The organism is Nocardia cyriacigeorgica NBRC 100375 (assembly GCF_000308555.1).
Classification (GTDB): domain Bacteria; phylum Actinomycetota; class Actinomycetes; order Mycobacteriales; family Mycobacteriaceae; genus Nocardia; species Nocardia cyriacigeorgica.
The window spans coordinates 17,668-42,089 of the sequence record NZ_BAFY01000179.1 but is presented as its reverse complement, the minus strand read 5'-3'; the positions used below and the strand labels follow the sequence as shown (position 1 = coordinate 42,089).

Annotated in this window: 23 protein-coding genes; 14 read left to right on the top strand and 9 right to left on the bottom strand. The window is 66.5% G+C overall.

The genetic code is table 11. The annotated features are described in order from the left end of the window. Positions 1-244: 244 nt before the first annotated feature. Complete coding sequence (locus RJ05_RS17615) at positions 245-823, bottom strand: TetR/AcrR family transcriptional regulator (protein ID WP_014352232.1); 579 nt, start codon at positions 821-823, stop codon at positions 245-247. A gap of 282 nt (positions 824-1,105) precedes the next feature. Here RJ05_RS17615 and RJ05_RS17610 point away from each other — a divergent pair, with 282 nt between their 5' ends. Then, complete coding sequence (locus RJ05_RS17610) at positions 1,106-1,627, top strand: DUF2269 domain-containing protein (RefSeq protein WP_171050273.1); 522 nt, start codon at positions 1,106-1,108, stop codon at positions 1,625-1,627. A 572-nt stretch (positions 1,628-2,199) separates the two neighbouring features. On the opposite strand, the gene RJ05_RS17605 is transcribed toward RJ05_RS17610, so the two are convergent. Beyond that, positions 2,200-3,489 (bottom strand): helix-turn-helix domain-containing protein, encoded by a 1,290-nt coding sequence (locus RJ05_RS17605; protein ID WP_081505456.1) that lies wholly within the window; start codon positions 3,487-3,489, stop codon positions 2,200-2,202. 162 nt (positions 3,490-3,651) lie between these two features. Between RJ05_RS17605 and RJ05_RS29420 the strand changes: the two genes are divergently transcribed. Further along, on the top strand, positions 3,652-5,817 hold the full coding sequence (locus RJ05_RS29420; protein ID WP_051016668.1) for a bifunctional SDR family oxidoreductase/aminotransferase class I/II-fold pyridoxal phosphate-dependent enzyme: 2,166 nt from the start codon (positions 3,652-3,654) through the stop codon (positions 5,815-5,817). Positions 5,818-5,834: 17 nt separating this feature from the next. After that, positions 5,835-6,248, top strand: coding sequence for an NUDIX hydrolase (locus tag RJ05_RS17595; protein WP_014352226.1), 414 nt, complete (start codon positions 5,835-5,837; stop codon positions 6,246-6,248). Between the two features lie 378 nt (positions 6,249-6,626). Here RJ05_RS17595 and RJ05_RS30965 read toward each other — a convergent pair whose 3' ends face one another. From RJ05_RS30965 to RJ05_RS17575, 3 genes are all read right to left on the bottom strand, one after another. After that, positions 6,627-6,875 (bottom strand): hypothetical protein, encoded by a 249-nt coding sequence (locus RJ05_RS30965; RefSeq protein WP_130917365.1) that lies wholly within the window; start codon positions 6,873-6,875, stop codon positions 6,627-6,629. Positions 6,876-6,946: 71 nt separating this feature from the next. Then, positions 6,947-7,771 carry a hypothetical protein gene (locus RJ05_RS17580; protein ID WP_036538561.1) on the bottom strand — a complete coding sequence of 275 codons (825 nt, stop codon included), beginning with the start codon at positions 7,769-7,771 and terminating at the stop codon, positions 6,947-6,949. After that, positions 7,768-8,223, bottom strand: coding sequence for a hypothetical protein (locus tag RJ05_RS17575; protein WP_048833555.1), 456 nt, complete (start codon positions 8,221-8,223; stop codon positions 7,768-7,770). Before RJ05_RS17575 ends, RJ05_RS17580 begins: the two co-directional genes overlap by 4 nt. A gap of 296 nt (positions 8,224-8,519) precedes the next feature. On the opposite strand from RJ05_RS17575, the gene RJ05_RS17570 reads away from it, so the two are divergent. From RJ05_RS17570 to RJ05_RS17560, 3 genes are all read left to right on the top strand, one after another. After that, positions 8,520-9,449 (top strand): helix-turn-helix domain-containing protein, encoded by a 930-nt coding sequence (locus tag RJ05_RS17570; protein WP_014352222.1) that lies wholly within the window; start codon positions 8,520-8,522, stop codon positions 9,447-9,449. Beyond that, entirely contained in the window at positions 9,446-9,652 is a 207-nt protein-coding gene (locus RJ05_RS17565) for a DUF397 domain-containing protein (protein WP_014352221.1), read from the top strand. The genes RJ05_RS17570 and RJ05_RS17565 overlap by 4 nt, the downstream gene beginning before the upstream one ends. Positions 9,653-10,129: 477 nt before the next feature. Continuing rightward, entirely contained in the window at positions 10,130-10,312 is a 183-nt protein-coding gene (locus RJ05_RS17560; protein WP_014352220.1) for a hypothetical protein, read from the top strand. Positions 10,313-11,736: 1,424 nt separating this feature from the next. Here RJ05_RS17560 and RJ05_RS31770 read toward each other — a convergent pair. The 3 genes from RJ05_RS31770 to RJ05_RS17540 all read right to left on the bottom strand — a co-directional run bounded on the left by RJ05_RS31770 (position 11,737) and on the right by RJ05_RS17540 (position 13,663). Next, complete coding sequence (locus RJ05_RS31770; protein ID WP_174343944.1) at positions 11,737-12,264, bottom strand: TetR/AcrR family transcriptional regulator; 528 nt, start codon at positions 12,262-12,264, stop codon at positions 11,737-11,739. 306 nt (positions 12,265-12,570) lie between these two features. Next, positions 12,571-12,885, bottom strand: coding sequence for a hypothetical protein (locus RJ05_RS17545; protein WP_014352217.1), 315 nt, complete (start codon positions 12,883-12,885; stop codon positions 12,571-12,573). A 154-nt stretch (positions 12,886-13,039) separates the two neighbouring features. After that, on the bottom strand, positions 13,040-13,663 hold the full coding sequence (locus RJ05_RS17540; protein WP_014352216.1) for a hypothetical protein: 624 nt from the start codon (positions 13,661-13,663) through the stop codon (positions 13,040-13,042). 543 nt (positions 13,664-14,206) lie between these two features. Here RJ05_RS17540 and RJ05_RS30035 point away from each other — a divergent pair. From RJ05_RS30035 to RJ05_RS17510, 7 genes are all read left to right on the top strand, one after another. Continuing rightward, positions 14,207-14,452, top strand: a complete 246-nt coding sequence (locus tag RJ05_RS30035) for a helix-turn-helix transcriptional regulator (RefSeq protein ID WP_306306395.1) — start codon at positions 14,207-14,209, stop codon at positions 14,450-14,452. A 77-nt stretch (positions 14,453-14,529) separates the two neighbouring features. Next, on the top strand, positions 14,530-15,810 hold the full coding sequence (locus RJ05_RS17535; RefSeq protein WP_165448882.1) for a tyrosine-type recombinase/integrase: 1,281 nt from the start codon (positions 14,530-14,532) through the stop codon (positions 15,808-15,810). Between the two features lie 69 nt (positions 15,811-15,879). Then, positions 15,880-17,106, top strand: coding sequence for a cysteine desulfurase family protein (locus tag RJ05_RS17530; RefSeq protein ID WP_036538557.1), 1,227 nt, complete (start codon positions 15,880-15,882; stop codon positions 17,104-17,106). Then, entirely contained in the window at positions 17,106-18,206 is a 1,101-nt protein-coding gene (gene mnmA / locus RJ05_RS17525) for a tRNA 2-thiouridine(34) synthase MnmA (RefSeq protein WP_036538556.1), read from the top strand. Before RJ05_RS17530 ends, mnmA begins: the two co-directional genes overlap by 1 nt. 70 nt (positions 18,207-18,276) lie before the next feature. Beyond that, positions 18,277-19,320: a methionine synthase gene (locus RJ05_RS17520; RefSeq protein WP_036538555.1), complete on the top strand. Its 1,044-nt coding sequence runs from the start codon at positions 18,277-18,279 to the stop codon at positions 19,318-19,320. Positions 19,321-19,495: 175 nt separating this feature from the next. Beyond that, positions 19,496-21,607 carry an NAD-dependent DNA ligase LigA gene (gene ligA / locus RJ05_RS17515; RefSeq protein ID WP_036538553.1) on the top strand — a complete coding sequence of 704 codons (2,112 nt, stop codon included), beginning with the start codon at positions 19,496-19,498 and terminating at the stop codon, positions 21,605-21,607. Positions 21,608-21,615: 8 nt separating this feature from the next. Beyond that, positions 21,616-22,905 (top strand): MFS transporter, encoded by a 1,290-nt coding sequence (locus RJ05_RS17510; RefSeq protein ID WP_051016666.1) that lies wholly within the window; start codon positions 21,616-21,618, stop codon positions 22,903-22,905. A gap of 307 nt (positions 22,906-23,212) precedes the next feature. Here RJ05_RS17510 and RJ05_RS17505 read toward each other — a convergent pair whose 3' ends face one another. Continuing rightward, complete coding sequence (locus RJ05_RS17505) at positions 23,213-23,773, bottom strand: peptide deformylase (RefSeq protein WP_036538552.1); 561 nt, start codon at positions 23,771-23,773, stop codon at positions 23,213-23,215. Between the two features lie 46 nt (positions 23,774-23,819). On the opposite strand from RJ05_RS17505, the gene RJ05_RS17500 reads away from it, so the two are divergent. Further along, complete coding sequence (locus RJ05_RS17500; protein WP_036538551.1) at positions 23,820-24,365, top strand: PadR family transcriptional regulator; 546 nt, start codon at positions 23,820-23,822, stop codon at positions 24,363-24,365. Positions 24,366-24,422: the final 57 nt, after the last annotated feature.

The window sequence follows — 24,422 nt, the reverse complement described above, 5'->3', positions numbered from 1 at the left end:
TGGCCCGCGGAGAATATCGGCCGGCACCCGGCTGACGGCGCTGCACAGCACAGCCTATCGCTGGCGCCCGGTTCACATCGGCATGGACGGGAACATCATGTTCCACATGTCGCGGAGCATATTCATCATCTGCATACACATCCCGAGCATCACGTTCACCTCCTCGCGCAAACCCCCACGCAGACCGACTACCTCCGATTGCTGGAAATATTCCGCCCCGCCCGGTTCCGAAATCAATGTCTGATCAGGCGGGTTCCAAACCGGCCCGGATCACTGTGATCAGTCGGGCTACCGCGGCGTCCGACGATGCCGAGACCGCAGCATCCAACGCATGCAAGCAGTAGTTTGCCAGCTCACCCGCGGGTGCATCCGTCCTCACCGTGCCCGCCGCCGCCGCAGCGGCCACCGCATCTGTCATCAACTGGCGTAGTCGTTGTTCGGCGTGGTCGACGTGCGGGCCGCTGTGGTGCACCATCGCGCCTAGATCGCTGTCGTGACGGTGCCTGGATTCGCGAAGAATTTGCGCATAGGTGCCCAACAGGACATCCAGTCGTTGCGTCGGGTCGGCCTCGGCCTCGCTCACCACCGCCAGCTGCTCCAAGTGGTGACCGACCTGGCGCTCATGCCAGGCGGCAAGAATCGAGCCTACGTCGGGGAAGTACTTGTACAGCGTTGCCCGCCCGATCCCGGCCTGCTCGGCGATCCGCGACATCGTCACCGACGCCACTCCGTGCTCGATCGCCAACCGTGCGGCAGCGTCGAGGATCGATTCACGCACCGTGCGACGGTGCGAATCAATCGTCTCGCTCCACAACTTCGGCACCCGCCCAGGTTACATCCTGCCATCGTTGTAGACAGACTGTTTATTATAGCGACATATTGTCTTGAAGGAAATGACGCTCGAACCGAAAGGGCTCCTGATGACCAACAGCTCACCGCAACGTGCCCACGGCCTGAGAACGCCCCGCTGGGTGAAAGTGACCGGAGTCGTCGTCGCGCTCCTAGTGGCGCTGCTCGTTGTCGGACTGCTCGTCAGCGGTGGTCAGCACGGGCCGGGGCGACACGCTCAGTTGGCCGCGGCGCCAACCACTGACGAGCTCGTGCGGTGCTGAGCCCGCGCGGGCGAAAACTTGCCCTCACGGTTCACGTCAGCAGCTCGGTCGGGTGGCTCGGCGCGGTTCTCACGTTCTTGACCTTGGCCATCGTCGGGATCACTAGTTCCGACGTGCAGGTGGTGCGTGCGATCGATCTCGTCGTCCGACCACTCGCGTGGTGGGTGCTGGTGCCGCTATCGGTCGGTTCGCTATTGACGGGCATCGTTCAATCCCTTGGCACACCATGGGGTCTGGTCCGTCATTACTGGGTGCTGTTCAAACTCATGCTCAACGTGGTGGCGACGGCTATCCTGATCCTTTACACCCGCACGGTCGACCACTATGCCGCCGTCGCGGCGCGCCCATCCTCAACACTGACTGAGTTACGGGCGCCGACTTTCGTTGTCCACTGCGCAGCCGCTGCTATGGTTCTGGCTGGTGCGATGATCCTGGCGGTCTTCAAGCCTCGTGGCCTCACGCCGTATGGGCTACGCGCACGACAGGCCGCAGCAGAAGGGCGAGTCGCGCGGTGATTCGGCCCAGGTTTCAACCACCGACCAGGTTGCGTGAAGCACGCGACCGGCTCCGTGCAAAAGCAGCGGACACGGCTGCTTGTCGGCGCTGTATCGATCTTGGGTGTCGTTAGCTGGAGCGAGCACCCTAGGGCACGAATCTGCGACCCGTGACCTGGTTTCTGGCCTGGTCCAGCTTCACCTTCTCTCATATCGTTCTGACCTGCGCATACGTAGCGCTGGTTGCGCTCTGGCGGGGCACGTGGGAGATGGGAACGCGCGTGACCTGGGAGCTGTCCTGGTCAGCTGGTGATAGGAAGCGAATTCTGCCCCGATAGGGAACGTCGAATATGTGTGCCTAAGCCCCGTGAAGTCTGACGGGGCGGCAACAAGTACTGGGGCACACTGGCTTACCTGCACGCAACCGGACATCACAAGCCGCGATAGGCGAGCGCCACCTTGAACGGGGCATGACAGTTGTCCAACATCTCGGCCCCCGAAGACGCCCGCCGGTGGACACCAACAGGCGAAGCCGCCCTGTGCCGGCCGCATCGAGGCCACCATGCGACGTCCGCGGGCCGCGCCCGCGGACGTCAGACCGCGAGGGCGGCGTCGAGTTCGCGGACGGCAGTGGAGTTGGGTGCGGCAGCGCGCAGGGCTGTGTGGGTGGCGTGGACCTCGGTGGCGAGGCGGGGTGAGCCGTAGGCGGTGGCGACGGTGCTGGTGGTGCGGGTGAGTGCGGCTGCTTCGTCGATGTCGCCTGCGTGGCACAGCGCTGCGGCCAGGCCGATGTCGGCGAAGCCGCGCGAGAGGGCGTAGGCGGGGTCGATCAGGTCGACGCAGTCGCGGGCGGCGTCGACCGCGGGCTGGCGGTCACCGAGTTTGACCAGGCATTCGGAGGCGAATCCGGCGTGGATCGCGCGATCGAATACCCAGCTCGGCATGTCGGATTCGGCCGTGTGGACGAGGTCGTCGGCTTCGGCGAGGGCGGAGCGGGTTTCGCGTGCGTCGCCGCGTTCGGCGTGGGCTTCGGCGGCCATGTCGAGGGCGTAGGCGGCGAGTAGGCGGTCGCCGGCGCGGGTGGCCCACCAGTGTGCGGCGGTGGCGTGGTCGACTCCGAGGCCGGGGCGTCCGTCGCGGGTGGCGGCGAGGGAGGCGTTGCAGAGCACTAGTGCGGTCAGTGCCGGGTCTCCGGCGTCGTCGGCGGCTTTGCGGGCGACCTCGTAATGCGTGGTCGCAGTGCGGATGTCGCCGGCGTCGTAGGCTTGCCAGCCGATCACCCGGGCCAGCGAGGCCCGCACGGCGTGCAGGCGCGGTTTGAGCTTGGAAGGGCAGTCGGGCAGCAGCGTTTCGACGAGCTCGGCCTGCCCGCGCCGGATCGCGGCGACCGCTCGCGGGCCGAATGCCTCGTATTGCTGGGCGGTCACATCGCAGACCGCCTCGAGCTGGCGGATCGCGGCTTCGTCGACTCGGCCGCCGAGCGCGTACCCGAGCCGGGCGCGTTCGGGCTCGTCGAGCCCGGCCAGCACCGCGGCCGCCGGAAGTGTCCCGGCGGCGGCGAGGAAACTCAACAGCTCTCGTCGGTTCATGTCGATCCACGCCTTCAGGTCGAGGGACAGGTGCAGGTCCGCCGGGTTGGGGTCCACGGTGAACCGTCGCCCGGTGTGCGCGTCGTATGCGCTGACGAGCGTTCCGCCGGCGCGCACGGCCGCATCGGCGGCCATCCAGAACCGGCGATCCGGCGGCGTTGCTCGCCCGGCTTCGATATGGGCGATGTAGGAGCGGGAAACACGGCACTGACTGGCGACCGCCTGTTGGGTCATCCCCGCATCGAGGCGGGCTTTCCCCAGCATCGAACCCAACGTCGATTGTGTCTCGTGCATCCCGACCCCACCTGGCTGCCGAATGTGGTTGTCCGACCACGATATGCCTGCCACACCCGGGCTGGTGAGAGTTTGTGAAGGCTCATGTGATCACCTCGATCACTCACGTGGTCACCGATCCCCTGAAAGGCGTAATGGTCCCGCCTCACAAAGGAGCCCACCGTGAACGCCACCATTTTGGTGACCGGTGCCGCCGGATACCTCGGATCGGTCCTGGTGCCCATGTTGCTCGACCACGGCCACACCGTGGTCGCCGCCGACGCCTTCCCGCACGGCCCATGCCTGGATCCGCACCCGAACCTGCGCATCGAGACCGTCGACGTGCGCAGCCTCGGCACCGAACTGCTCGACGGCGCCGACGCCGTCATCGCCCTGGCCGCTGTGTCGAACGACCCTGCTGGCGAACTGAACGCCACCTGGACCACCTCGGTCAACCATGACAGCCTCCACCGCCTGGCCCTCGCTGCCCGCGAGCGCGGAGTGCGCCGCTTCCTCCACGCCTCCACCGCCGCGGTCTACGGGGCATCGGATGCGTTGCTGCACGAGGATTCACCGTTGTTGCCGCGTTCGGAGTACGCGCGCAGTAAACGCGCCGCCGAGCAGTCGTTGACCGAGCTCGCGACCGACACCTTCACCCCGATCTCGCTGCGGCTGGGCACGCTGTTCGGGGTGTCGCCGAGGATGCGGATCGATCTGGCCGTGCACGCCATGGTCTACCGGGCGATGACCCGCGCCGAGGTCCGCGTCGACGGCGACGGCACCCAGTGGCGGCCCATGCTGCACGTGCGGGACGCGGCCGCAGCCTACCTGCGCTGCCTTCACATCCCCGCCGACCAGTTGCCGACGGCCCCGATCTGGAACGTGGTCGGCGAGAACATCCGCATCCGCACGCTGGCCCGCACCGTCGCCGGCGAGCTCGGCAACACCGCAATCGAATTCACCGGCGGGCCGCGCGATTCCCGCGACTACCGGCTCTCCGGCGGCGCGTTCACCGCCGCCACCGGGTTCACCCCGACGCATTCGATCCGGGACGGGGTCCGGGAAGTTCGCGACTGGTTCCGCGAGGATCCGGCCCGGCTCGACGCCGCGGCCGCCGAGCCGGCGTTATCCACCGAGGCCAGCCTGCGCCGCCAGCTCGTCGTCCCGGCCGTCGACGGCGGCCGCCCGATCCGCACCCAGCCGCTGCCGTTCGCGCTGCCGTCCTTCGGCCCGGAGGAAGAGAACGAGGTGATCGCGACCTTGCGGTCGGGCTGGTTGTCGACCGGCCCGCGCACGAAGAAGTTCGAAGCGATGGTCGCCGACTACGTCGGCGCCAAACACGCGATCGCCACCAACTCCTGCTCCGGTGCGTTGCAGGCCGCCATCGCCGCCGCAGGGATCGGCGCAGGGGACGAGGTGATCACCTCACCGATCACCTGGCCTGCCACCGGCAACGCCATCATCCACAACCGCGCCACACCGGTCTTCGCCGATGTCGACCCGCACACACTGATGATCACACCGGAGACGATCGCGAAGGTCATTACCCCACGCACCCGAGCGATCATGCCGGTGCACATGGCCGGCCAACCCGCCGACATCGCCGCCATCGGCGCGCTCGCGGCCGAGTACGGGCTGACCGTCATCGAGGACGCGGCCCACGCGATCGGCGCCGAGCAGGACGGCCGCAGGATCGGGTCCTGGTCGACGATGACCTGCTTCTCGTTCTACGCGACCAAGAACGTCAGCTGCGGTGAAGGCGGCATGCTCGTCACCGACGACGACGGCCTCGCCGAGAAGGCGCGGATGCTGGTCATGCACGGCATCTCCCGCGACGCTTGGAAACGGCACGCCGTCGGCGGATCCCCGCACTGGCAGCAGTACCTGGCCGGGCACAAATTCCACATGCCCGACACCGCGGCCGCGCTCGGCATCCACCAACTGCCCAAGCTCGACGGCTTCATCGCCGCCCGCACAGCACTCGCCGACCGCTACGACCGGCTGCTGGCCGACCTGCCCGCAATCCGCCCACTCCACCGCCGGCCCGGCGTCCGCCACGCCCATCACCTCTACATCGTCGACATCGACATCGATGCCCTGACCATCGACCGGGACAAGGTCGTGGCCGCGCTGCGTGAGGAGGGCATCAATACCGGCATTCACTTCATCGCACTCAACCGGCAGCCGTACTATCAGCGCGAACACGGCTTGACCGGCGACACCGCCCCGGTCGCCCGCGAGGTCTCCGACCGGATCCTCAGCTTGCCGCTCTACCCCGCGATGACCGCCACCGACGTCGACGACGTCGCCGCCGCAGTCACCAAGATCGCCATCGCCTACCAACGCTGAAAGGAACCCAACCCGAAATGGCGAAGAAGGAAGGCACCCAGATCATCCTGGTCAACCCGCATCACGAGGTGCTGATGTACCTGCGTGACGACAAACCCGACATCCTCTACCCGAACATGTGGAGCCTGTTGGGCGGGATGATCGAAGCCGGCGAGACACCGGCCGAATGCGTCGTCCGCGAGATCGAAGAAGAGATCGGCGTCCAGCTCGACCCGGACACCGTCCAATTCCTCTGCACCCGCGACCTCGATTTCGGCATCGAGCACACCTTCACCGCCGCAGTCGATTTCGACATCGACGACGTCGTACTGACCGAGGGCCAGGAACTGCGCTGGTTCAGCCAGGCCGACGCCGCCAACACCCAACTCGCCTACGCCGACAACGCCATCCTCGAAACCTTCTTCGGCTCACTGGAGAACACCACGGTGTAGACGACCACGAAACGGCAGCGGGCCCGGAACCAGAGGAGATTCCGGGCCCGCTGCTATCGGATCGTTGTCAGTACAGCGGGTAAGCCGGGGCCAGCGACGCCAACGGCTACCCGGACATCTCCGCTTGACATCTGGGTTGAGAAAGCCGTTCATGCTGAGAGTTGGGTGGAGCGGTGGAATGACCGGCCTATGGCCACAGGCCCGGGCACGGCAGTGCGGGAAGCTCGTCGGTCACGAATTCGTCGATCTGCACGTCAGCGAGGCGTTGGGCGGCAGCAGCCGACGCAAACGCCTCAGCAGCGTCAGAGGTGGCCGCGTAGTGCAACACGGTGTTGGTGCCCGGAAACCGCACGGTCAGATGAACAGTCGGCGCGGCCATCATCGAGCCGCCGAGCTCGGCTTGCGCGCACTGACGAGGCGCCGGGCGGGTCCACCGCCGCGCGGCCAACAACGTGGTGGGTCGACGGTGTACACATCGGCGGAAACCCGCACGGCGTCCATCCAGCCGCGGATATGCGCCTCTGTCGGCACCAGCACCACATCGGCATCCGCGGCGAGGGCGAAGGCGACAGCCGGATCAGCGATGACCCAGACACGAAGCTCCAACAGATGGTGGCTTGCTGCCACAGCGCGGAGCTCACGCATTGTCTCGGGAACATCGTCGGAGAGGTCTTCGCGGACAAAGCCTACGGCGCGCATTAGACCACGCCCCGCATGGTGGTCGCAGTACTCGGCAAGACCGATGGTGTGACGGTCAACGGCAGCCGCGCCCAGGTGAGCATGCCTCCGACCGCTGACTTGCACCGCCCGTGCTCACCGACCGCAGCCACACCGGTACTCACCGGATCCGCTGTCCGATCGCCGTGCTCATGCACCTGTACCTCGAGCCATGCCTGGCCACGCAGCAGCCACACCTCCAGCTCGAGCGGGGCCAGATCCGGGTAGCCAGCGGCCACTCGCGCATAGATCTGTGGCTGGGCCGCAGCGGCAACCTCCTCGAGTACCGCCTGGATGACCTGTTCGGCCGGAGCACACAGATGGCGCAGGCCTGCGCGAGTGAGCTTCTCGTGAACCTCGAGCTGCACGATTCCGCGCGCGGCCAAATTCACGCCGAGCGTGAAATGCCCAACCACGCTGCGCGAATCGCCCACCTGGCGTACCTGCGGGGCGGGGATATCGCGATTGCGGCGCAGGTGGCGCACCATAGCCACATTCTCGCTCGGGCTGAGGTACCACACCTGCACCCCAGGGATGCGCGTGAGCTGGCGCACCTGCCTGATCCGCTCAGGGCCGCGGCCCTCCTCCATGTGGGTCGGCGTCGGCGTGATGACATGCCTCGATTCAGCGCGCAGCAGATCCTGCCGCAACTGCCACAGCTCGCTGGTATTCGCGCCGGTTTCGTGCCGGACAATCCCCAGGACCAAGCCCTCGCCCTCGGCGAACTCGCGCATCATCTCATGCACCTCGACGATGTAGCTGCCGACGAGCTCGGTGCGTAGGTATCCGAACAACGTTGGTCTCATCGCCGTGCCACCCCAGTCAGCGCACGCAGTACGGTCCGCGTGGATGGGAGGCCACCCTCTGCGATCGTCTGGACGACCCATTGCCGTCGCCCAGCGGCTTCATCGGCAGGTGATGGCAGGGACGCGATTTGTCCGCCCACGGTGATGTTGAGATAGACCAGCGCGTCGTTGTCGTAGACCGACGGCGTTGTCAGGAACGTCATCCGGCGCCCATTTTTCACGACCGGTCCCAGCTCTCCGCGAATTGCCAGTATCTCGACAGCGCCGATCGCCAAGCTCGACGGCGCGGTCACCGAGTTCATGACGCCGTCCAGCAACGGGACGATGATCTTGTCCGTGCCTGGTGGGACGACCGCTGGAAGCAACAGTTCGCGCCGATAGCGCCGACAGCGGTCTCGTGCGGTCTCGCCGCCATCCAGCGTGATGAGGAGTTCTCGACTCGTGAGCTTCATGCTCCACCCCTGGCAGTCGGAGGTTCCTGAATGTCAGGAATCCAGGTCGTCATCTATGCGCAATCAGGGCCCAGCGCTTGACATCTCGGTGTGAGCTGTGGCCCGAACCACTAGTGAAACAGTGTGCTCCGGTCAGCGTAATATGGCAATGGTTGAATTGAAACAGTATCAAAATAGTAAGTCGTATTTCATACCGTTCAGTATGCTTGTTGATCGAATGCAACCGTCCTTGTCCGTCTCCGTGGCGGAGATGTTTAATTTGGGTGAAACACCAACCGACGCGATGAGGAGCTCACGTGGCACTGGAGTCGGTCAGCACTGCGGTTCTGCGGCGCCACATCGGACGCCAGCTCACCCGCCTGCGCGAAAGCGCGCCGGCGGTCGACGGCAAAGGCAAGCCGCGGCGGCTGTCGCAGGGTGAAGCCGCGCAGCACGTAGGACTGGGGCGATCGACGCTCATCCGCATGGAAGAGGGCGCGGAAGGCGTGAAGTTCCAGGAGCCGATCGTGCGGGCGCTGCTCGAGTTGTACGGCGCCCCCGACGCCGACCGCGACCTGCTGCTTGCACTGACCGCCGAAACGCGCAACGGCCGCAAGAAAGCTTGGTGGCACGACCGGACCGAAACCGAGATCCCCGACTGGTTCGGGCTCTATGTGATGCTCGAAGACTCCGCAGCCTCAATACGCCAATACGAATCTGAACTGGTGCCTGGCCTGCTACAGATCGAGGAGTACGCCGCCGGCCTCGGACGGACCCCCGTCGGTTTCGTCAGCGACGATCGCATCGCCGCACGCGTGCGTGTCCGAATGGACCGTCAAGCCCTGCTATCGAGACCCGAGGCGCCGCGCCTCGAAGTCATTCTCAACGAAGCCGTCATACGCCGGCCGTTCGGTGAGCCCGAAGTCTTCCGGCGCCAGCTCCAGGCCCTGCTCGACGCAGCCGACCGCAAAGGCATCTCGATCCGCATCGTGCCGTGGACGGCAGGCATGCACGCAGGGATGGTCTCCGGAGCGTTCACACTGCTCGACTTCCCAAAAGACCAGCATGGCGAGCCGCTCGAGCCGTCGCTGGCCTACATGGACACGCTGACCGGCGCCCTGTACCTCCAAAAACCCGAGGAAGTCTCGGCCTACGAACTGGTGTGGCGCGACCTGAAGAAGGCCGCCCTCAGCACCACTGATTCCAAGAAGCTCATCGCATCAGCAATCGAGGAAGGCTCACAATGACCACCGACCACAGCAGCCCGACCTGGCGCAAGTCCAGCTACAGCGGGAACGGCGGCAACTGTGTCGAGGTCGCGTTTTTCGACGGGGGCAATATCGGAGTACGTGACAGCAAGAACACAGCCGGACCAGCGCTGATCTTCACGCCCAGCGAATGGGAAGCGTTCCTCGCCGGAGTCCACGCCGGTGAGTTCGACCGGCCCTGAAAGTTCGGTCTACAGCACCACGGCGACCCGCCCTGTATGACGGGTCGCCGCCGTTTCACCTGTTGCGGCCAGGATGCTGATACCCGAGACCGGCCCACCCGGCTGCTTCTTCGCCTAGGCCGAGGTGCCGTCGAATTTCGGCGACCGCCGCCTCAAATGCCTTCAGTCGGGCCTCGATAGTCAGGTACTGGTTTCGGCCGTGAACAGGCATATGTGCCCGGCCCGTGTCTGGTCTCGACGATGCCGCGTGAACGCCGTTCGGTCACTCGCCCTGGCCGATTCGTTGAGCAAGGTCACGGGTGAGCGAACCTCTACGCGCAGCGCCCGCCGGAGCTGTGGGGCTGCGCACCGGCCTGCACCTGTTCCTGCTCCTGCGTACTCCGCCGGGAAAGGGATGTCGCGCTTCGTTGCAGCGGCGGAGCCGGGAACTACTGGCTACCCATCGGCGACTCGGACTCCGACCGTGCCGCGCGCCGCGTGCTCGACGTCTCCTGGCGCGGCACGCTCGCCGCGGACGCGGCCGGCGAGTGGGTGCTGCCGCTGCGCGAGGCCGTGCGCCATGATGCCGCCATCGCGCTGGGGCTCGCTGGCGGGCACGCTCGTCGACCGCCACCCGCGGAAACGCTGGACCTGCTCGAAAGGCGCACCGACCAGAGATAGAAAAGAAAGTTCGAGCGGAGAGGAAAAAACGGCGACCAGGGCGATACCGGAGGTGGAGGTGGAATCTGAGCACCCTCGGGCTCCGCCTCGAAACGAAAGACGGCAGTCGCACTCTGCGTGAGCGGAATCGAGCAATTAGATAGGCATCGATATGTGGCGGCAAATTCGCTATATTGGCCGCAGGGAGTCGCGATTTCCGGGCGCCGCTTCACTGCCATAATGCAGGTCCCAAGGTGACTGGCATGCAATTTTTCGAGTTGAGTGTGCAATTCCCTTAATTCGATTCTGTGCGACTTCTTGAATCGGTTCCGAATATTGATTCCCGGTCGGGTTGTGGACGGTGGCTTTTCGGTGGGGCGTTCCGTGGGGCGTTCGGTGGGGTGGTCGGTGGGGCCATTAAGACGCCCCATGCGCGCCGCCGATAAGCCCAGCTCACGGGCCACTTTTCGGCGTAACCGTCTCCCAGGCTCCCCGTACGGGGACAAAGAAGCACATGGTCGGCGGGGGCGGCGCGGCCCGCGGCCGGTCTCAGTCGGCTGGCATTGCTGGGCTTGCTGGTGAATGTACTAATCGACCCAGCTGCCATTCCCGTGCCCGGGTTCATTTCTATTCAATCCACCCCCTGTAATTCCTGAGCTAAAGCAGCGCCGGCCGCTGATTCGTTCTTGTATCGTCCGTCGCTTGCGCGAACGCGCCGTGGCCGGTGGAAATTGCCCGAAATTTTGGTGAGAAAGTCTGTTTGAGGCGCGTGGCGAGCTGAGATTTGGCGAAGATCGAGTTTCGCGGCCATTGTCGCCAAGGTGCTCGCCGACAATTCCGTTACCGAATGCGGGCGCGTGAATCGCCCACCTGCTGGGCTGTTCATCTGGTTAAGTCGGTTATGTGCTGGAAGCGTTGACCGCCGCCGGACATGCCGATGCGCCACTCACCCCGGCCCCGTGCAGCGGCTCACCAGCGGTCCCGTAAGCGGGCCGTCGCCCGGCCCCGGAAAGCCCATCTTGTTCGTGGAGGACGCCACCCTGATCACGCAGAATGTTGCAGTCGTCCGTATGCCCGGCGTGGCTGCCCCGAAGTTGGCCGGGCGTGGGATGCGTCTGTCGGACGGTCAGGTCTATCGCCTGGTTAGACAGAGCTGAACCCGTACCTGCTGTGCTTGTTCGGCGATGCCGCCGCCGTCGTTAGCTGTGTCCGACTCAACTACTGCAGAGGAAGAGGCGCTTGAATCCGCGGGCGCCGAAGTACAACACCGCCCAGATGATGATCACGGGCCAGAGCGCATATGGGATAACAATCGTGGCAGCCACGACGAGAAAGGCTTTCGCCGTCTGTCGGTCCGTGGCACGTGACGGCCGGTTCACGGACGGCGCCTCAGGCGCCGACCTAGTGGTTACACTCATTTCTTCCCCCTCGCTCAAACCAACACTTCAACGTTCACGATCGGCTTGGGTTGTTGCATCATCTCGAGTGGCGATCCACGTAAGTGCCTTTTCCAGGACTTTCTCCCCGGTGGTGATCTCAGCGAACTGAAGACCGGCGAACACTGCCACCAATTCGGGGCTGGTCAGGCCGAAAGGGATGGCGACAGCCGAACTCTCGGCCAAGGCTGCGAATCGGGCTCGCTGCTCCTCGAGTGCTTTGGCTACCCGTGGAGACCGGACACCTTCAATCATCAACTCGAAGCGAGTCAGCGTCTGACTCAGTCCTCCTGCGGCCCATTTGTCGAATGCACTGGTAGCAGATCCTTCGGCGGCGTCGAGGTCTGCGAGCTCGAGATCGGCCATGCGCTCGATTACCCCAGCGATCAGGTCGTCGCGCGTTCGAAACCGGTTCGATGTGGAGCCGGCTGGCAACCCTGCCTCGACGTCGACCGCCCGGTAGGTCAATCCGCGCAGCCCGGATGCTGCGATCACTCGGATTGCGGCATCGGCCAGGACCCGCACACGCTCACTCATGACTACAAACATAGTCGACAACTATGTTTGTAGTCGAGTGGAGGGACTGATTGCGTTGAGCCTGGTGTTGGCGCGTAGGTCTTCGCTCTGGGCGGCGATGTAACCGCCTGTGTCGGTGGATGCGAGCCGAGTGGCGGTGCTCGAGCTGCTCCGGGAGACGAGTTTCACGTCCCTGCGTGTGTCCGTTTCGCGGGGCGAGGGGCGGCGGCATGCTGCCGAACGGTGCGACGATCGCTGACACACGAAGGCGACCCGCCACCGGGGATACCGGTGGCGGGGTTACGTCCGTTTCGGAGTGGTGGGTTGTTAGACGGCCGGGATGGCGCGGTGCGCGGGTACACCGTTCCATGCCGTGTAGAAGTCGGCAGCCATGGCGTCGGCGGCGTCAGTGGCCGAGGGGAATTCGGTGCCGACGGGCAGTTCGCTGGCCTTGTCGAGCCAGCGCCACCGCGTGCCGTTCTCGGAGCGGATCGCGCCGACGCGGATCCGTTCGCCGGTTGTGGTGATGGCGTAGACGGTCAGCAGCAGGTCATCCCAGTAGGGCACAGGTTCGGTGATGACGCGGTACGGGTGCGCCTCGGTTGCCGCGATCTCATGCGCTGCCATCGAACTATCGAACATGATCAATCCTCTCGAGTTCACGAAATTGTTGTGGTGCCCGACTCTCGGTCCCGAAAACTCGGGCCAGGGCTGGGATGGATGTCTCGACCGGACCTGGAGGAATCCATGGGACTTCGGCGGTCAGGCCGTGTCTCGTCGGATCCGGTGTTCGGCGCTACGGTTTGAGTGCGAACTTCTTGGGGGCGTCGTTGGTTTGGTCGGCGACGCCGGTGGCGGCGAGTTTGACCAGGGCATTGTGCACCGCGCCGCAGGAGCGTTCGAGGGCTTTGCCGATCTGGTGCGGGGTGAACGATTCCCCGGGGTGATCACGCAGATAGTCCTCGACCTGTCCACGCAGCCCGCCCGGCGGCAGCTTGTCCGGCTTCGCTTCCCCGTTGTCGACGACGGTCGGCTCTGAGCCCTCGGGTTTCTGTGCGGCACCGGCGGTGTCGGCAGCGGCTTGCTCGGTGCGGGTTTCGCCCTCGTTTCCCGGGTCCACGGTCTCGGTGGTGGGTTCGGGCTGGTCTATGCGTGTGTCGGAGTCGGCTGGGCATGATGTGGCGGACCAGGTGTCGGCGCTGCGGGGGTCGGACTTCGGTTCGCGGTGGACGTGGTGGTCGGCGACCCAGCGTGCCAGTGTTTTTCGCGCGGTCGATGCGCCGATTTCGGCGGTTCTCGCCAGTTCGGCAGCGGTCGAACCGGGGTTGCTGTTCAGGGCGGCCCAGAGCGCTTTCTCGGTGTCGGTACGCAGTTCCGGTGGCGCGCTGGTCGTTGCGGTATCGATCGTTGGTGTGGACATGACGGCTCCTCGGCCATTCGAGTAGGGATGGATGGTCATGTCCCGGCCGGGACGGTTACCCGCGATTCCGGCAGGTGCCGGTGGGGTTCCCGCATTCATGGACGCTCGATACGGCGCGGAATGTCAAGCTGAATGGACCAGATTTCGCGTGCGAATCCGATACCTGCTGGTCAACGCTAGAAGACCCGGATTGCGCCCAACTCCGCGTGTGGTCAACGAACCCGAGGTTGACCGGTTGGGCGCGCGTTTTGAAATTCTGCGCGTCGATCCCCGATGCGTCTTGAGGCCAACACCTGCCCGGACACATCCCAGCTCGTTCAGCTCTGCCGTAGTCGGTGGTCGGGGCAGCTGAGAGTTTCGATCGGTGCGTTGAAACGGCGCCCTTCTGATGGTGTCCGTATGTGCACTACTTGCCCGAGGTTATGGCTTGGCGAAAGGAGGGGGCCGCGGGGCGCCGCTGACCGATATCCACTGACCGCGCCCCGGCGGAGGTGACCGGGTATGAGAGTTCTTTGCTGAATATCGAAAGAGTGGGTAAAACGCATGTCTGAAGGTGGCGGAATGCAAGGTGAAGATGATTTCTGGCTGACCACCGTCGAGGTATCGAATAGGTTGAAAATACCTCCAAAAACACTCGCTAATTGGGCGTCGCTAGGCAAGGGTCCACGCTACGTTCGAATCGGTAGATTCCGCCGTTATCGGTGGTCTGACTTACTCGCGTGGGAACAATCGCTCACCACCGGTGGCGACTCGGCGCGAGTCTCCGATGGATGGCGGGAAGCGAGCTGACTCCGGAAATCTATTGCGCCGCTGGGCTGTAACGTTCCCGGAGGAGTGCCGCCGAATCGCTCGACGAGGTAGGAATGGTGACTCGACAGAAACCTGTACCCCCGCTGCGTGCGCTCAAGCCATATGACACCTGGCACCTCAAGGAAAAGGACGAGAACGGCCGGAAAATCCGGTCGGCAAGCTACGGGCGTAACCGTCAGTGGCGCGGTGCTTATCAGGATGGGATCCGGCACGCGCCGCATACCCGAGGATTCGATACGTCACGCGAAGCTGAGACGTGGGCGCAGGAGCAGGTAGCGGCGATCAAGTCGGGGCGGCACATCACCAAAGAAGCGTCGCGGGTGATGATGTCTCAATGGTGCTGGGAGTGGCTCGAGCTGCAAGCGATCGATCGCGGCACCTACAACGGCTATCGCAGCAAGATCAGGCTGATTCTCCGGTACCTCGAGATGTACGCCGTTTCCGAGGTTCGTGAACCACACGTTCTCAAGCTGATGACCGGACTGCACCGGACCGGCTACACATACGACTACCGGGTGGACACTCACCGGCTCCTCACCCGCATCATGGCTGCGGCCAAGCGAGCGGAGCTGACGGTCGTCATGCCGTGTTCCACACAGACTTACGCCAAGCCGAACCGCGAGCGGCCCAAGATTCCCACCTACTGCCCGACCATGATGGAGTTCTGGACCTTCTTTCACGAGATGCCGGAAGAGACCCGCATCGTGGTCGCGTTGGGTGTCGGGTTGGGGCTGCGATTGAGCGAGGCACTCGGGGCTGACATCAGCGATATGAACTTCGCAACGCGCACCTACCGGCCGGGCACCCAGTACAAGTCCAAGCGCCGAGTGGGTGGCACGACGGTCGGCAGTCATGACGGCCCATTGAAGACCGAGGCATCGGGCATGGAGTTCCCGGTCGATCCCTGGGTGGCGGACTGGATCGAGGGCATGCTCGATGGTCGCACGTCGGGAAAGTTCTTGACATTCTCGGCCAGCCGTTCCGGTGGGCGCATGTCTCAGAAGGCCATGCGCAACCGGGTCGCCGCGGCTGTATCAGCCGTCGGCGGACCCACGGCGGAGTTGGTGCCGTGGGGTCCGGACGGCAAGGTGCGCCAGCGGATGGGCTTCCACTCGCTGCGGCACCTGTACGGGTCGCTGCTGGCCGACGGCGCCTACAGCCTGGCCGATGTGACGCGTCGGATGCGGCACAAGAACAACACCACCACCCTGGATGTCTATACCCATCTGGTGGACGGACAGCGCTCGGAGGCGCTCACGCTGGGGGAGGCCTTGCTCAGGGGGCTGCGGGAATACCGGCGGGCCCGGAATGGCTTGCATGTCGTGGGTGAATCGTAGGGAAATCGTAAAAACGGAGGTTAGACCCCAATAATGTGCAGGTCAGCGGTCGGATAGGCTGGATCGGTCATGAAGTCGGGTTTCCCGGGTCCGGTCAACGCTGCGCCCAAGACGGTCTACCTCGATCATGCGGCGACCACACCCATGGTGCCTGCCGCCATCGAGGCGATGACGGCTGCGCTCGGCCTGGTCGGGAACGCTTCGTCGCTGCACGGCTCCGGACGCGCGGCGCGGCGGCGGGTGGAGGAGGCGCGCGAATCGATCGCCGCCGACCTGGGCGCACGGCCGTCGGAGGTGATCTTCACCGCCGGCGGCACCGAAAGCGACAACCTCGCGGTCAAGGGGATCTACTGGGCGCGCCGGGATGAGGATCCGCGTCGCACCCGCGTCATCGCCAGCGCGGTCGAGCATCACGCCGTGGTCGATACCGTCGAGTGGCTGGAACAGCATGAGGGTGCCCGGGTGACGTGGCTGCCCGTCGATGCCGACGGTGTGGTGTCGGTGAGTGCGCTGCGGGCCGAGCTGGCCGCGCACGCCGACGAGGTCGCGCTGGTGAGTGTCATGTGGGCGAACAACGAGGTCGGCACCATCGAGCCGATCGCCGAACTCGCCGCGGTCGCGGCCGAATTCGGGGTGCCCATGCACAGCGACGCGGTGCAGGCGGCGGGGCAGGTGCCGATCGACTTCGGCGCCAGCGGGCTGTCGGCGGCGAGTTTCGCCGGCCACAAGGTCGGCGGTCCGCACGGGGTCGGCGTGCTGCTGCTCGGCAGGCAGGTGCCGTGTGTGCCACTGTTGCACGGTGGCGGGCACGAGCGGGATCTGCGATCGGGCACGGTCGATGTGGCCGGTGCCGTCGGACTTGCCGCCGCGGTGCACCAGGCTGTCACCGAATTGCCCACGCGCACCGTCGAGTTGACGCTCCTGCGTGATGAATTGATCGAGGGCGTGCGGCGGCTGATTCCCGACGCCGTGCTGAACGGCCCACACGACGAGCGCAGGCTCGCGGGCAACGCGCATTTCACCTTCGCCGGCTGCGAGGGTGATTCGCTGCTGATGCTGCTCGACGCCGCGGGCATCGAATGCTCCACCGGCTCGGCCTGTAATGCCGGGGTCGCCTCGCCCAGCCATGTGCTGATCGCGATGGGTGTCGAACCGTGGCAGGCGCGTGGGTCACTGCGGTTTTCGCTGGGGCACACCAGTACCGGCGCGGATGTGCAGGCGCTGCTGGAGGTGCTGCCGCAAGTCGTCGAACGAGCCAGGGCCGCCGGCCTGGCCGGTGCGAAGGGAGGCCTCTGATGCGAGTACTCGCCGCGATGAGCGGTGGTGTGGATTCGGCGGTGGCCGCCGCGCGCGCCGTCGACGCCGGCCACGACGTGGTCGGCGTTCATCTGGCGCTGTCGGCCACACCGGGCACGTTGCGCACCGGTTCCAGGGGCTGCTGCTCGAAGGAAGACGCCGGTGATGCCCGCCGGGCCGCCGATGTGCTCGGGATCCCCTTCTATGTCTGGGATTTCGCCGACCGCTTCAAAGAAGACGTCATCGACGATTTCGTGGCGGCCTACGCGGCGGGGGAGACCCCGAATCCGTGCCTGCGCTGCAACGAGAAGATCAAGTTCTCCGCGCTGGCCGATCGCGCGATCGCCCTCGGTTTCGACGCCGTCGTCACCGGCCACTACGCACGCCTGTCCGACGGCGTGCTGCGCCGCGCGGTGGACGCCGACAAGGATCAGTCCTACGTGCTGGCGGTGCTGACCGCCGAGCAGCTCTCGCGTGCCATGTTCCCGGTGGGCGACACCCCCAAGCCGCAGATCCGCGAGGAGGCCGCCGAACGCGGTCTGGCCGTCGCGAACAAGCCGGACAGCCACGACATCTGCTTCATTCCCTCCGGTGATACCCGCGCGTTCCTCGGCGCCAAGATCGGTATCCGGCCGGGCGCCGTCGTCGACTCCGACGGCACCGAGCTGGCCACCCATGACGGCGTGCACGGCTTCACCATCGGCCAGCGCAAGGGCCTCGGGCTGCCCGGCCCCGCCGCCGACGGCAAGCCGCGCTACGTCACCGAGATCGATCCCGACTCGGGCACCGTGCGGGTCGGGTCGGCCGAGGAACTCCAGGTCTGGACGATCGAGGCCGATCGCGCGATCTGGACCTCGGGTTCGGCGCCGGACGGGCCGGTCGAATGTGTGGTGCAGGTGCGCGCGCACGGCGGCACCGCGCCCGCGGTCGCCGAGGCCACCGGTTCGGGACTCACGGTGCGGCTGCGCGAGCCGCTGACCGGGGTGGCCCGCGGCCAGGCCGTGGTGCTGTATCTGCCGGATGCGGAGGGCGATCGGGTGATCGGTAGCGGCACGATCGCCGCGACGGCGCGCACGGCCGCGTCCGGCGCGCATCGGTGATCGCGACGGTCTTCGCCCGGTGGCCGGCTCTGCTTGTCGTGCGCTGCGACGTCGTCGATGAGGGTGAACTGTGAGCACTGAGACGCGTGGCGGCCTGCCGTCCGGGATCGCCACCGCGATCGGCTCGTGGCCGGGCACGGACCCGCGCGAGGCCGCGGCCATCGCGGTCGGTGAACTGCCGGGTCTGCCGCATCTGGTCGAGTTGCCTGCCCGTGGGGTGGGCGCCGACATGATCGGCCGAGCCTCGGCGCTGCTGGTGGATCTGCGGTTCGACACCACACCGCGCGGCTATCGGCTCGCGGACCGTCCGGGTGCGACCTCGCGTCGCGCCTCGGATCTGCTGCGCACCGATGTCGACGCGCTCGACGAGGCCTGGGAAACCGCGGGCTTGCGTGGTTCGGGTCGAACGGTGAAAGTGCAGGCCGTCGGCCCGCTGACGCTGGCCGCCGAGGTCGAACTGCGCTCCGGGCATCGGGCGCTCACCGATCCGGGCGCGCTGCGCGATCTGTCCGCCTCGCTGGCCGAGGGCTTGGCTCAGCATGTGGCGGAGGTGGGAAAACGCCTCGATGCCGAGGTCGTGCTGCAACTGGACGAACCCGCTCTGACCGCGGTGCTGAACGGCTCGCTCAGTGGGGCCAGCGTGCTCAATACGGTGCGCGCGCTGCCCGAGCCGGAAGCGCTCGCGCTGCTCGATGCCGTCATCGCCGGGCAGGACGCCCCGGTACTGATCCACACCTGCGCCGCCCAGCCCGCCCTGTCATTGCTGCGCCGATCCGCCGCGGCCGCCATCGGCTTCGATCTTTCCACTATCGGCACCGCCGAACTCGACGCCGTCGGTGAGATCATCGACAGCGGAACACAGCTCGTTCTCGGCCTGGTCCCGACCCTCGCGCCGACCACGCCGCCCGGCTGGCGCGAAATCGCCGAACCGGGCGTGCGGCTGATCGACCGGCTCGGCTTCCCGCGGCGCACGCTGGCCGACCAGATCCTGGTCTCGCCCGCCTGCGGGCTGGCAACCGCGCCGCTGGACTGGGCCAGGCGCGCGGTGGCCCTCGCCCACGAGGTCGCCACCGCCTACGCCGACGAACCGGAGTCGCTGACGTTCGAGGGTTAGGCCGGGGGCGCGCCGGCGCCGGTCGCAGGGCCGCGAACCCGCCCGATTCACGGCGTCGGCAGCGCGTGGACGTGCGCGAACGTCGCGGGAATTGTCGGTGGGCTCGGCTAGTGTTCGAGTCGTGAGTGACACCGGAAGCCCCGCCACCTCAGCGCCCGAGGAGACCGTGCCTGCCATGGATGCCGCCGCGCCGGCTGCCGAGTCCGCGAGCTCGCAGCAGCGCCAGGAGTGGCAGCAGCTGGCCGACGAGGTGCGCGAGCACCAGTTCCGCTATTACGTGCGGGACGCGCCGATCATCTCCGACGGCGAGTTCGACGCACTGTTCCAGCGGCTGCTGGCGATGGAGCAGGCGCATCCGGACCTGCGCACGCCCGATTCACCGACGCAGCTGGTCGGCGGCGGTTTCGCCACCGATTTCACCGCGGTCGACCATCTCGAGCGCATGCTGTCGCTGGACAATGCCTTCGATTTCGACGAGCTGCGCTCCTGGGCGGCGCGCGTGGAGGCCGAGACCGGGCCGGGCCTGCACTACCTGTGCGAGGTGAAGATCGACGGTGTCGCGCTGAACCTGGTCTACGAGAAGGGCAAGCTCGTACGAGGCGCCACTCGCGGGGACGGACGCACCGGTGAGGACGTCACCCTCAATGCCCGCACCATCGACGACATCCCCGGCGAGCTCACCGCGCATCCCGATCACCCGATCCCGGATCTGCTCGAGGTCCGCGGTGAGGTGTACTTCCGGCTCGAGGATTTCGAGACGCTGAACGCCGCGATCGTCGCCGAAGGCAAACCGCCGTACGCGAATCCGCGCAATACCGCCGCCGGTTCACTGCGTCAGAAGGATCCGTCGGTCACCGCGCGGCGGCGGCTGCGGATGATCTGCCACGGTTTCGGCCGCATCGAGGGATACACGCCCAGCTCCCAGCACGAGGCCTACAACGCGCTGGCCGCGTGGGGGCTCCCGGTGTCCAGCCACACGAAGCTGGTGCAAGGCGTCGACGCGGTGCTGGAACGAGTGGCGTACTGGGGCGAACACCGCCACGATATCGAGCACGAGATCGACGGCCTCGTGGTCAAGGTCGACGAGATGGCGTTGCAGCGCCGCCTCGGCTCCACGTCGCGGGCCCCGCGCTGGGCGATCGCGTACAAATACCCGCCCGAGGAAGCCACCACCAAGCTGCTCGATATCCAGGTCAATGTCGGCCGCACCGGCCGGGTCACCCCGTTCGCGGTGATGGCCCCGGTGACCATCGCGGGGTCGACCGTCGCGATGGCGACCCTGCACAACGCCTCGGAGGTGCAGCGCAAGGGTGTACTGATCGGCGACACCGTCACCATCCGCAAGGCCGGCGATGTGATTCCCGAGGTGCTCGGGCCGGTCGTGGACGCTCGCACCGGCGACGAACGCGCCTTCGTGATGCCGACCCACTGTCCCGAATGCGGTACCGAGCTGGCGCCGGAGAAGGAGGGCGACGCCGATATCCGCTGCCCCAACCAGCGGTTCTGCCCCGCTCAGCTGCGTGAGCGGGTCTTCCACATGGCCGGGCGCGGCGCCTTCGACATCGAGGCGCTCGGCTACGAAGCGGCGGTCGACCTGCTCAAATCCGGGGCCATCACCGACGAGGGCGATCTGTTCGACCTCACCGAGGAGCGCCTGCTCACCACCTCGCTGTTCGTCAACAAGAACGGCACGCTGTCCACCAACGGGCGCCGGTTGCTCGACAATCTCGCCGCCGCGAAGGACCGCCCGCTGTGGCGGGTGCTCGTCGGGCTGTCCATCCGCCACGTCGGCCCCACCGCTGCCCGTGCGCTCGCCGCCGAATTCGGCAGCCTGGAGCGGATCAGCCAGGCCTCGGTCGAGGAGTTGTCGGCCACCGACGGCGTCGGCCCCACCATCGCCGTCGCGGTCGCGCAATGGTTCACCGTCGACTGGCATCGCGCCATCGTCGACAAATGGCGGGCCGCCGGCGTGCGGATGGAAGACGAACGCGACGAATCGATCGAACGCAACCTCGAGGGCCTGTCCATCGTCGTCACCGGTTCGCTGGAAGGGTTTTCCCGCGACGGCGCCAAAGAAGCGATCATGGTGCGCGGCGGTAAGGCCGCCGGGTCGGTGTCGAAGAAGACGGCATTCGTCGTGGTCGGTGATTCACCAGGTTCCAAGGCCGCCAAGGCCGAGGAGCTGGGTGTGCCGATCCTCGACGAGGACGGTTTCCGCACCCTGCTGGAATCGGGCCCGGACGCGGTTCGCCCCGCACCGGCGGAACTCGAGACGCCCGCCGAATAGCGTGCGGAATGGGGGGACAACTCGATCAGCGAGGCCGGTCGGCCGGCGCTGTCGCAGCACCGGCCGACCGGCTCGCACCGGACTTCTACCGGCTGTGGGGCGCCTTCACCGTCAGCCAGATCGGTAGCGCGCTCGGTGCCGGTGCGCTACCGATGGTGGCGATCCTGGTGCTCGACGCGTCGAACCTACAGGTGTCGTTGATGGCGGCCCTGGCAGCAGTCGCGAGCGCGGCCATCGCACTGCCGATGGGACCGTTCATCGAATTCCACCGCGAGCGACCGATCATGGTGGGCGCCGACGCGCTCGTCTTCGGCGCGCTGGCCAGTGTGCCGGTGGCGGCATGGCTGGGTGTGCTCACCTACGCGCACGTGTGCGCGGTGGTCACCATCCAGACGGTGTGCGCCATCGTGTACAACGCCGCCAATGGCGCCTACGTGAAATCGCTTGTGCCGCAGCAGCAGCGGATCAACGCCAACAGCCGGTTCGAGACGACGTTCTGGATCGCCTCCACCCTCGGCGCGCCGGCCGGCGGCGCGCTCATCGCGATCTTCGGTCTCACGCTCACCGTGCTCATCGACGCCGTCAGCTATCTGCTCGCGGCGCTCGGAATCCGCAGCATCCGTACCCCCGAACCGGATCCCCCCGGGCCTCGCCCGGAACGGGCACGCCGCGCCGAGCTGCGCGCGGGCTGGGCCTATATCTTCGGCCATCCAGCCCTGCATCGCCTGTTCTGGAACGCGATGGTCTTCGGCGGATCGATCCTGATGACCACACCGTTGATGGCGCTGCTGATGCTGCGTGAACTGGGTTTCGCGCCATGGCAATACGCGCTGTCGCTCGGGTTGCCGTGTGCGGGCGGGTTGATCGGGTCGATGTGCGCACCGAAACTGGTGGGCGTGTTCGGGGAGCGTGCCGTGCTGCTCGGGTTCGGCGTTCTGCGCACCTGCTGGCTCGCGCCGCTCCTGCTCGCGGGACCGAACCTGCTCGGCCTGGTCGTCATCGTCGCCACCGAAACCCTGCTGCTGTTCTGCGCGGGTGTGTTCAACCCGGTGTTCGTCACATTCCGCATGAACAACACCGTCGACGGGCACATGGCGCGGGTCGGCACGGCCTGGTCGGTCAGCTCCAAATGCGCCCAGCCGGTGTTCATCGCCGTCGGTGGGTTGCTGGCAGCCGCTGGCGGGCTCCGGTTCGCGATCGGCGTCGCCGCGACCATCGTCGTCGCGAGTTCACTGCTGTTGCCCTGGGGTCGGGTGTGGTCCGCCCCCGACTGTGCGGCACGCGGCTCGGCTGGGTGAGTCCTGCCTCGATACCGCCTCTCCGCGATGAGTGCCGGTCAGGTCGATGTCCGGCAACCGAGCCGCTGCGCTCACCGCCGACGGGACCGGGCGGAGTCGGCCCGTCGCCGCGATGTGGCCCGTGTCCGCCGCTGCCGACCTCCCGGGCGAAGAGCGCGGGTGCGGTCGCGGCCGCGACGACGGGGTCCACCCAACGCGCGCGCCGTCCAGGGCGGCCACCCGGCGTAGCCCAGGTGGTAGCCGCGGCGTGCTGGTCAGCCGCTGTCGGTCCGCGCACGAGGCGGAAGAGTCTGGGCAGACGGAGGATTCAGTCGTTCTGTTCCGATGGCAACCACGAACGCCCGGGGCGGGTCCAGTCGTTGGCCTTGATCATCCGGCGGGCGGCGCGCTGGTTACGCCCGATCAGGCGATCCAGGTAGAGGTGGCCCGCCAGGTGATCGGTTTCGTGCTGGAGGCAGCGGGCCAGGTAGGCGGTGGTGGCTTCGACGGCGATCGCGTTCCCGGCGACGTCCACGCCGGTGACCTTCGCGTAGGCGGCGCGGCCGGTGGGGAACCATTCGCCGGGGACCGACAGGCAGCCTTCGAGGTCGTCGTCGGGGTCGGGCATGGTCTCGGGGAGAGCGGAGGTTTCCAGGACCGGATTGATCACGTGTCCGCGATGATGCACGCCCTCATCGACCAGGTCGTAGACGAAGACCGCCCGGGGATCGCCGACCTGGTTCGCCGCCAGACCGGCACCGTTGGCTGCGGTATTGGTCTCGAAGAGGTCATCGATGAACGCGCGCAGCTCGTCGTCGAACACGGTGACCGGGGTGGCGGGCGTGGTCAGCCGGGGATCGCCCGCGATGAGAATGGGTCGCACAGTCATGCATCGCAGAGTACTCAAAACCGAGTACTCGTGGCAGACTGATGGGGTGAACGAGACCCGGCTGTTCGTCCTGGCCGCTCTGGCCAAGCGCGGTCCCATGCATGGTCATCAGCTGCGCCGCGATGCCCGGCTCGACCGCGCCGACCTGTGGTCGAGGGTCAAGCCCGGCTCGCTCTACAGCGCGCTGCATCGCATGGCCGGCGAGGGCCTGATCCGGCCGCTGCGTACCGAGCAGCAGGGAGCGCTGCCGGCCCGCACCGTCTACGAGGTCACCGACGAGGGCCTGCGCGAACTGCGCGCGCTGCGCGATGAGGCCTTCACCGAGATCGATATCCGGCCCGACCCCGTCGATCTCGCCCTCGCCGTCAGCGCCGACCTCGACCGGGAATTGCTGCGCGGCTATCTCGACGATCGCATTGCCGCACTGAAGGCCCGTGCCTCCCATATCGACCACCTGCTCGACCGGCGCTGGCCGGATCAGAGCGCCGCCGACGACCTCATCGCCGAGCACGCCCGCATGCGCATCCGCAGCGAAATCGAATGGCACGAAAAGGTCCTGGCCGACCTGGACAAGCTCGACCAGCCGCACTGATCGTCGACTCCGGCCAGCACCGGTGCGCCGATCAGAGAATCGAGTTCGGTGAGCTCC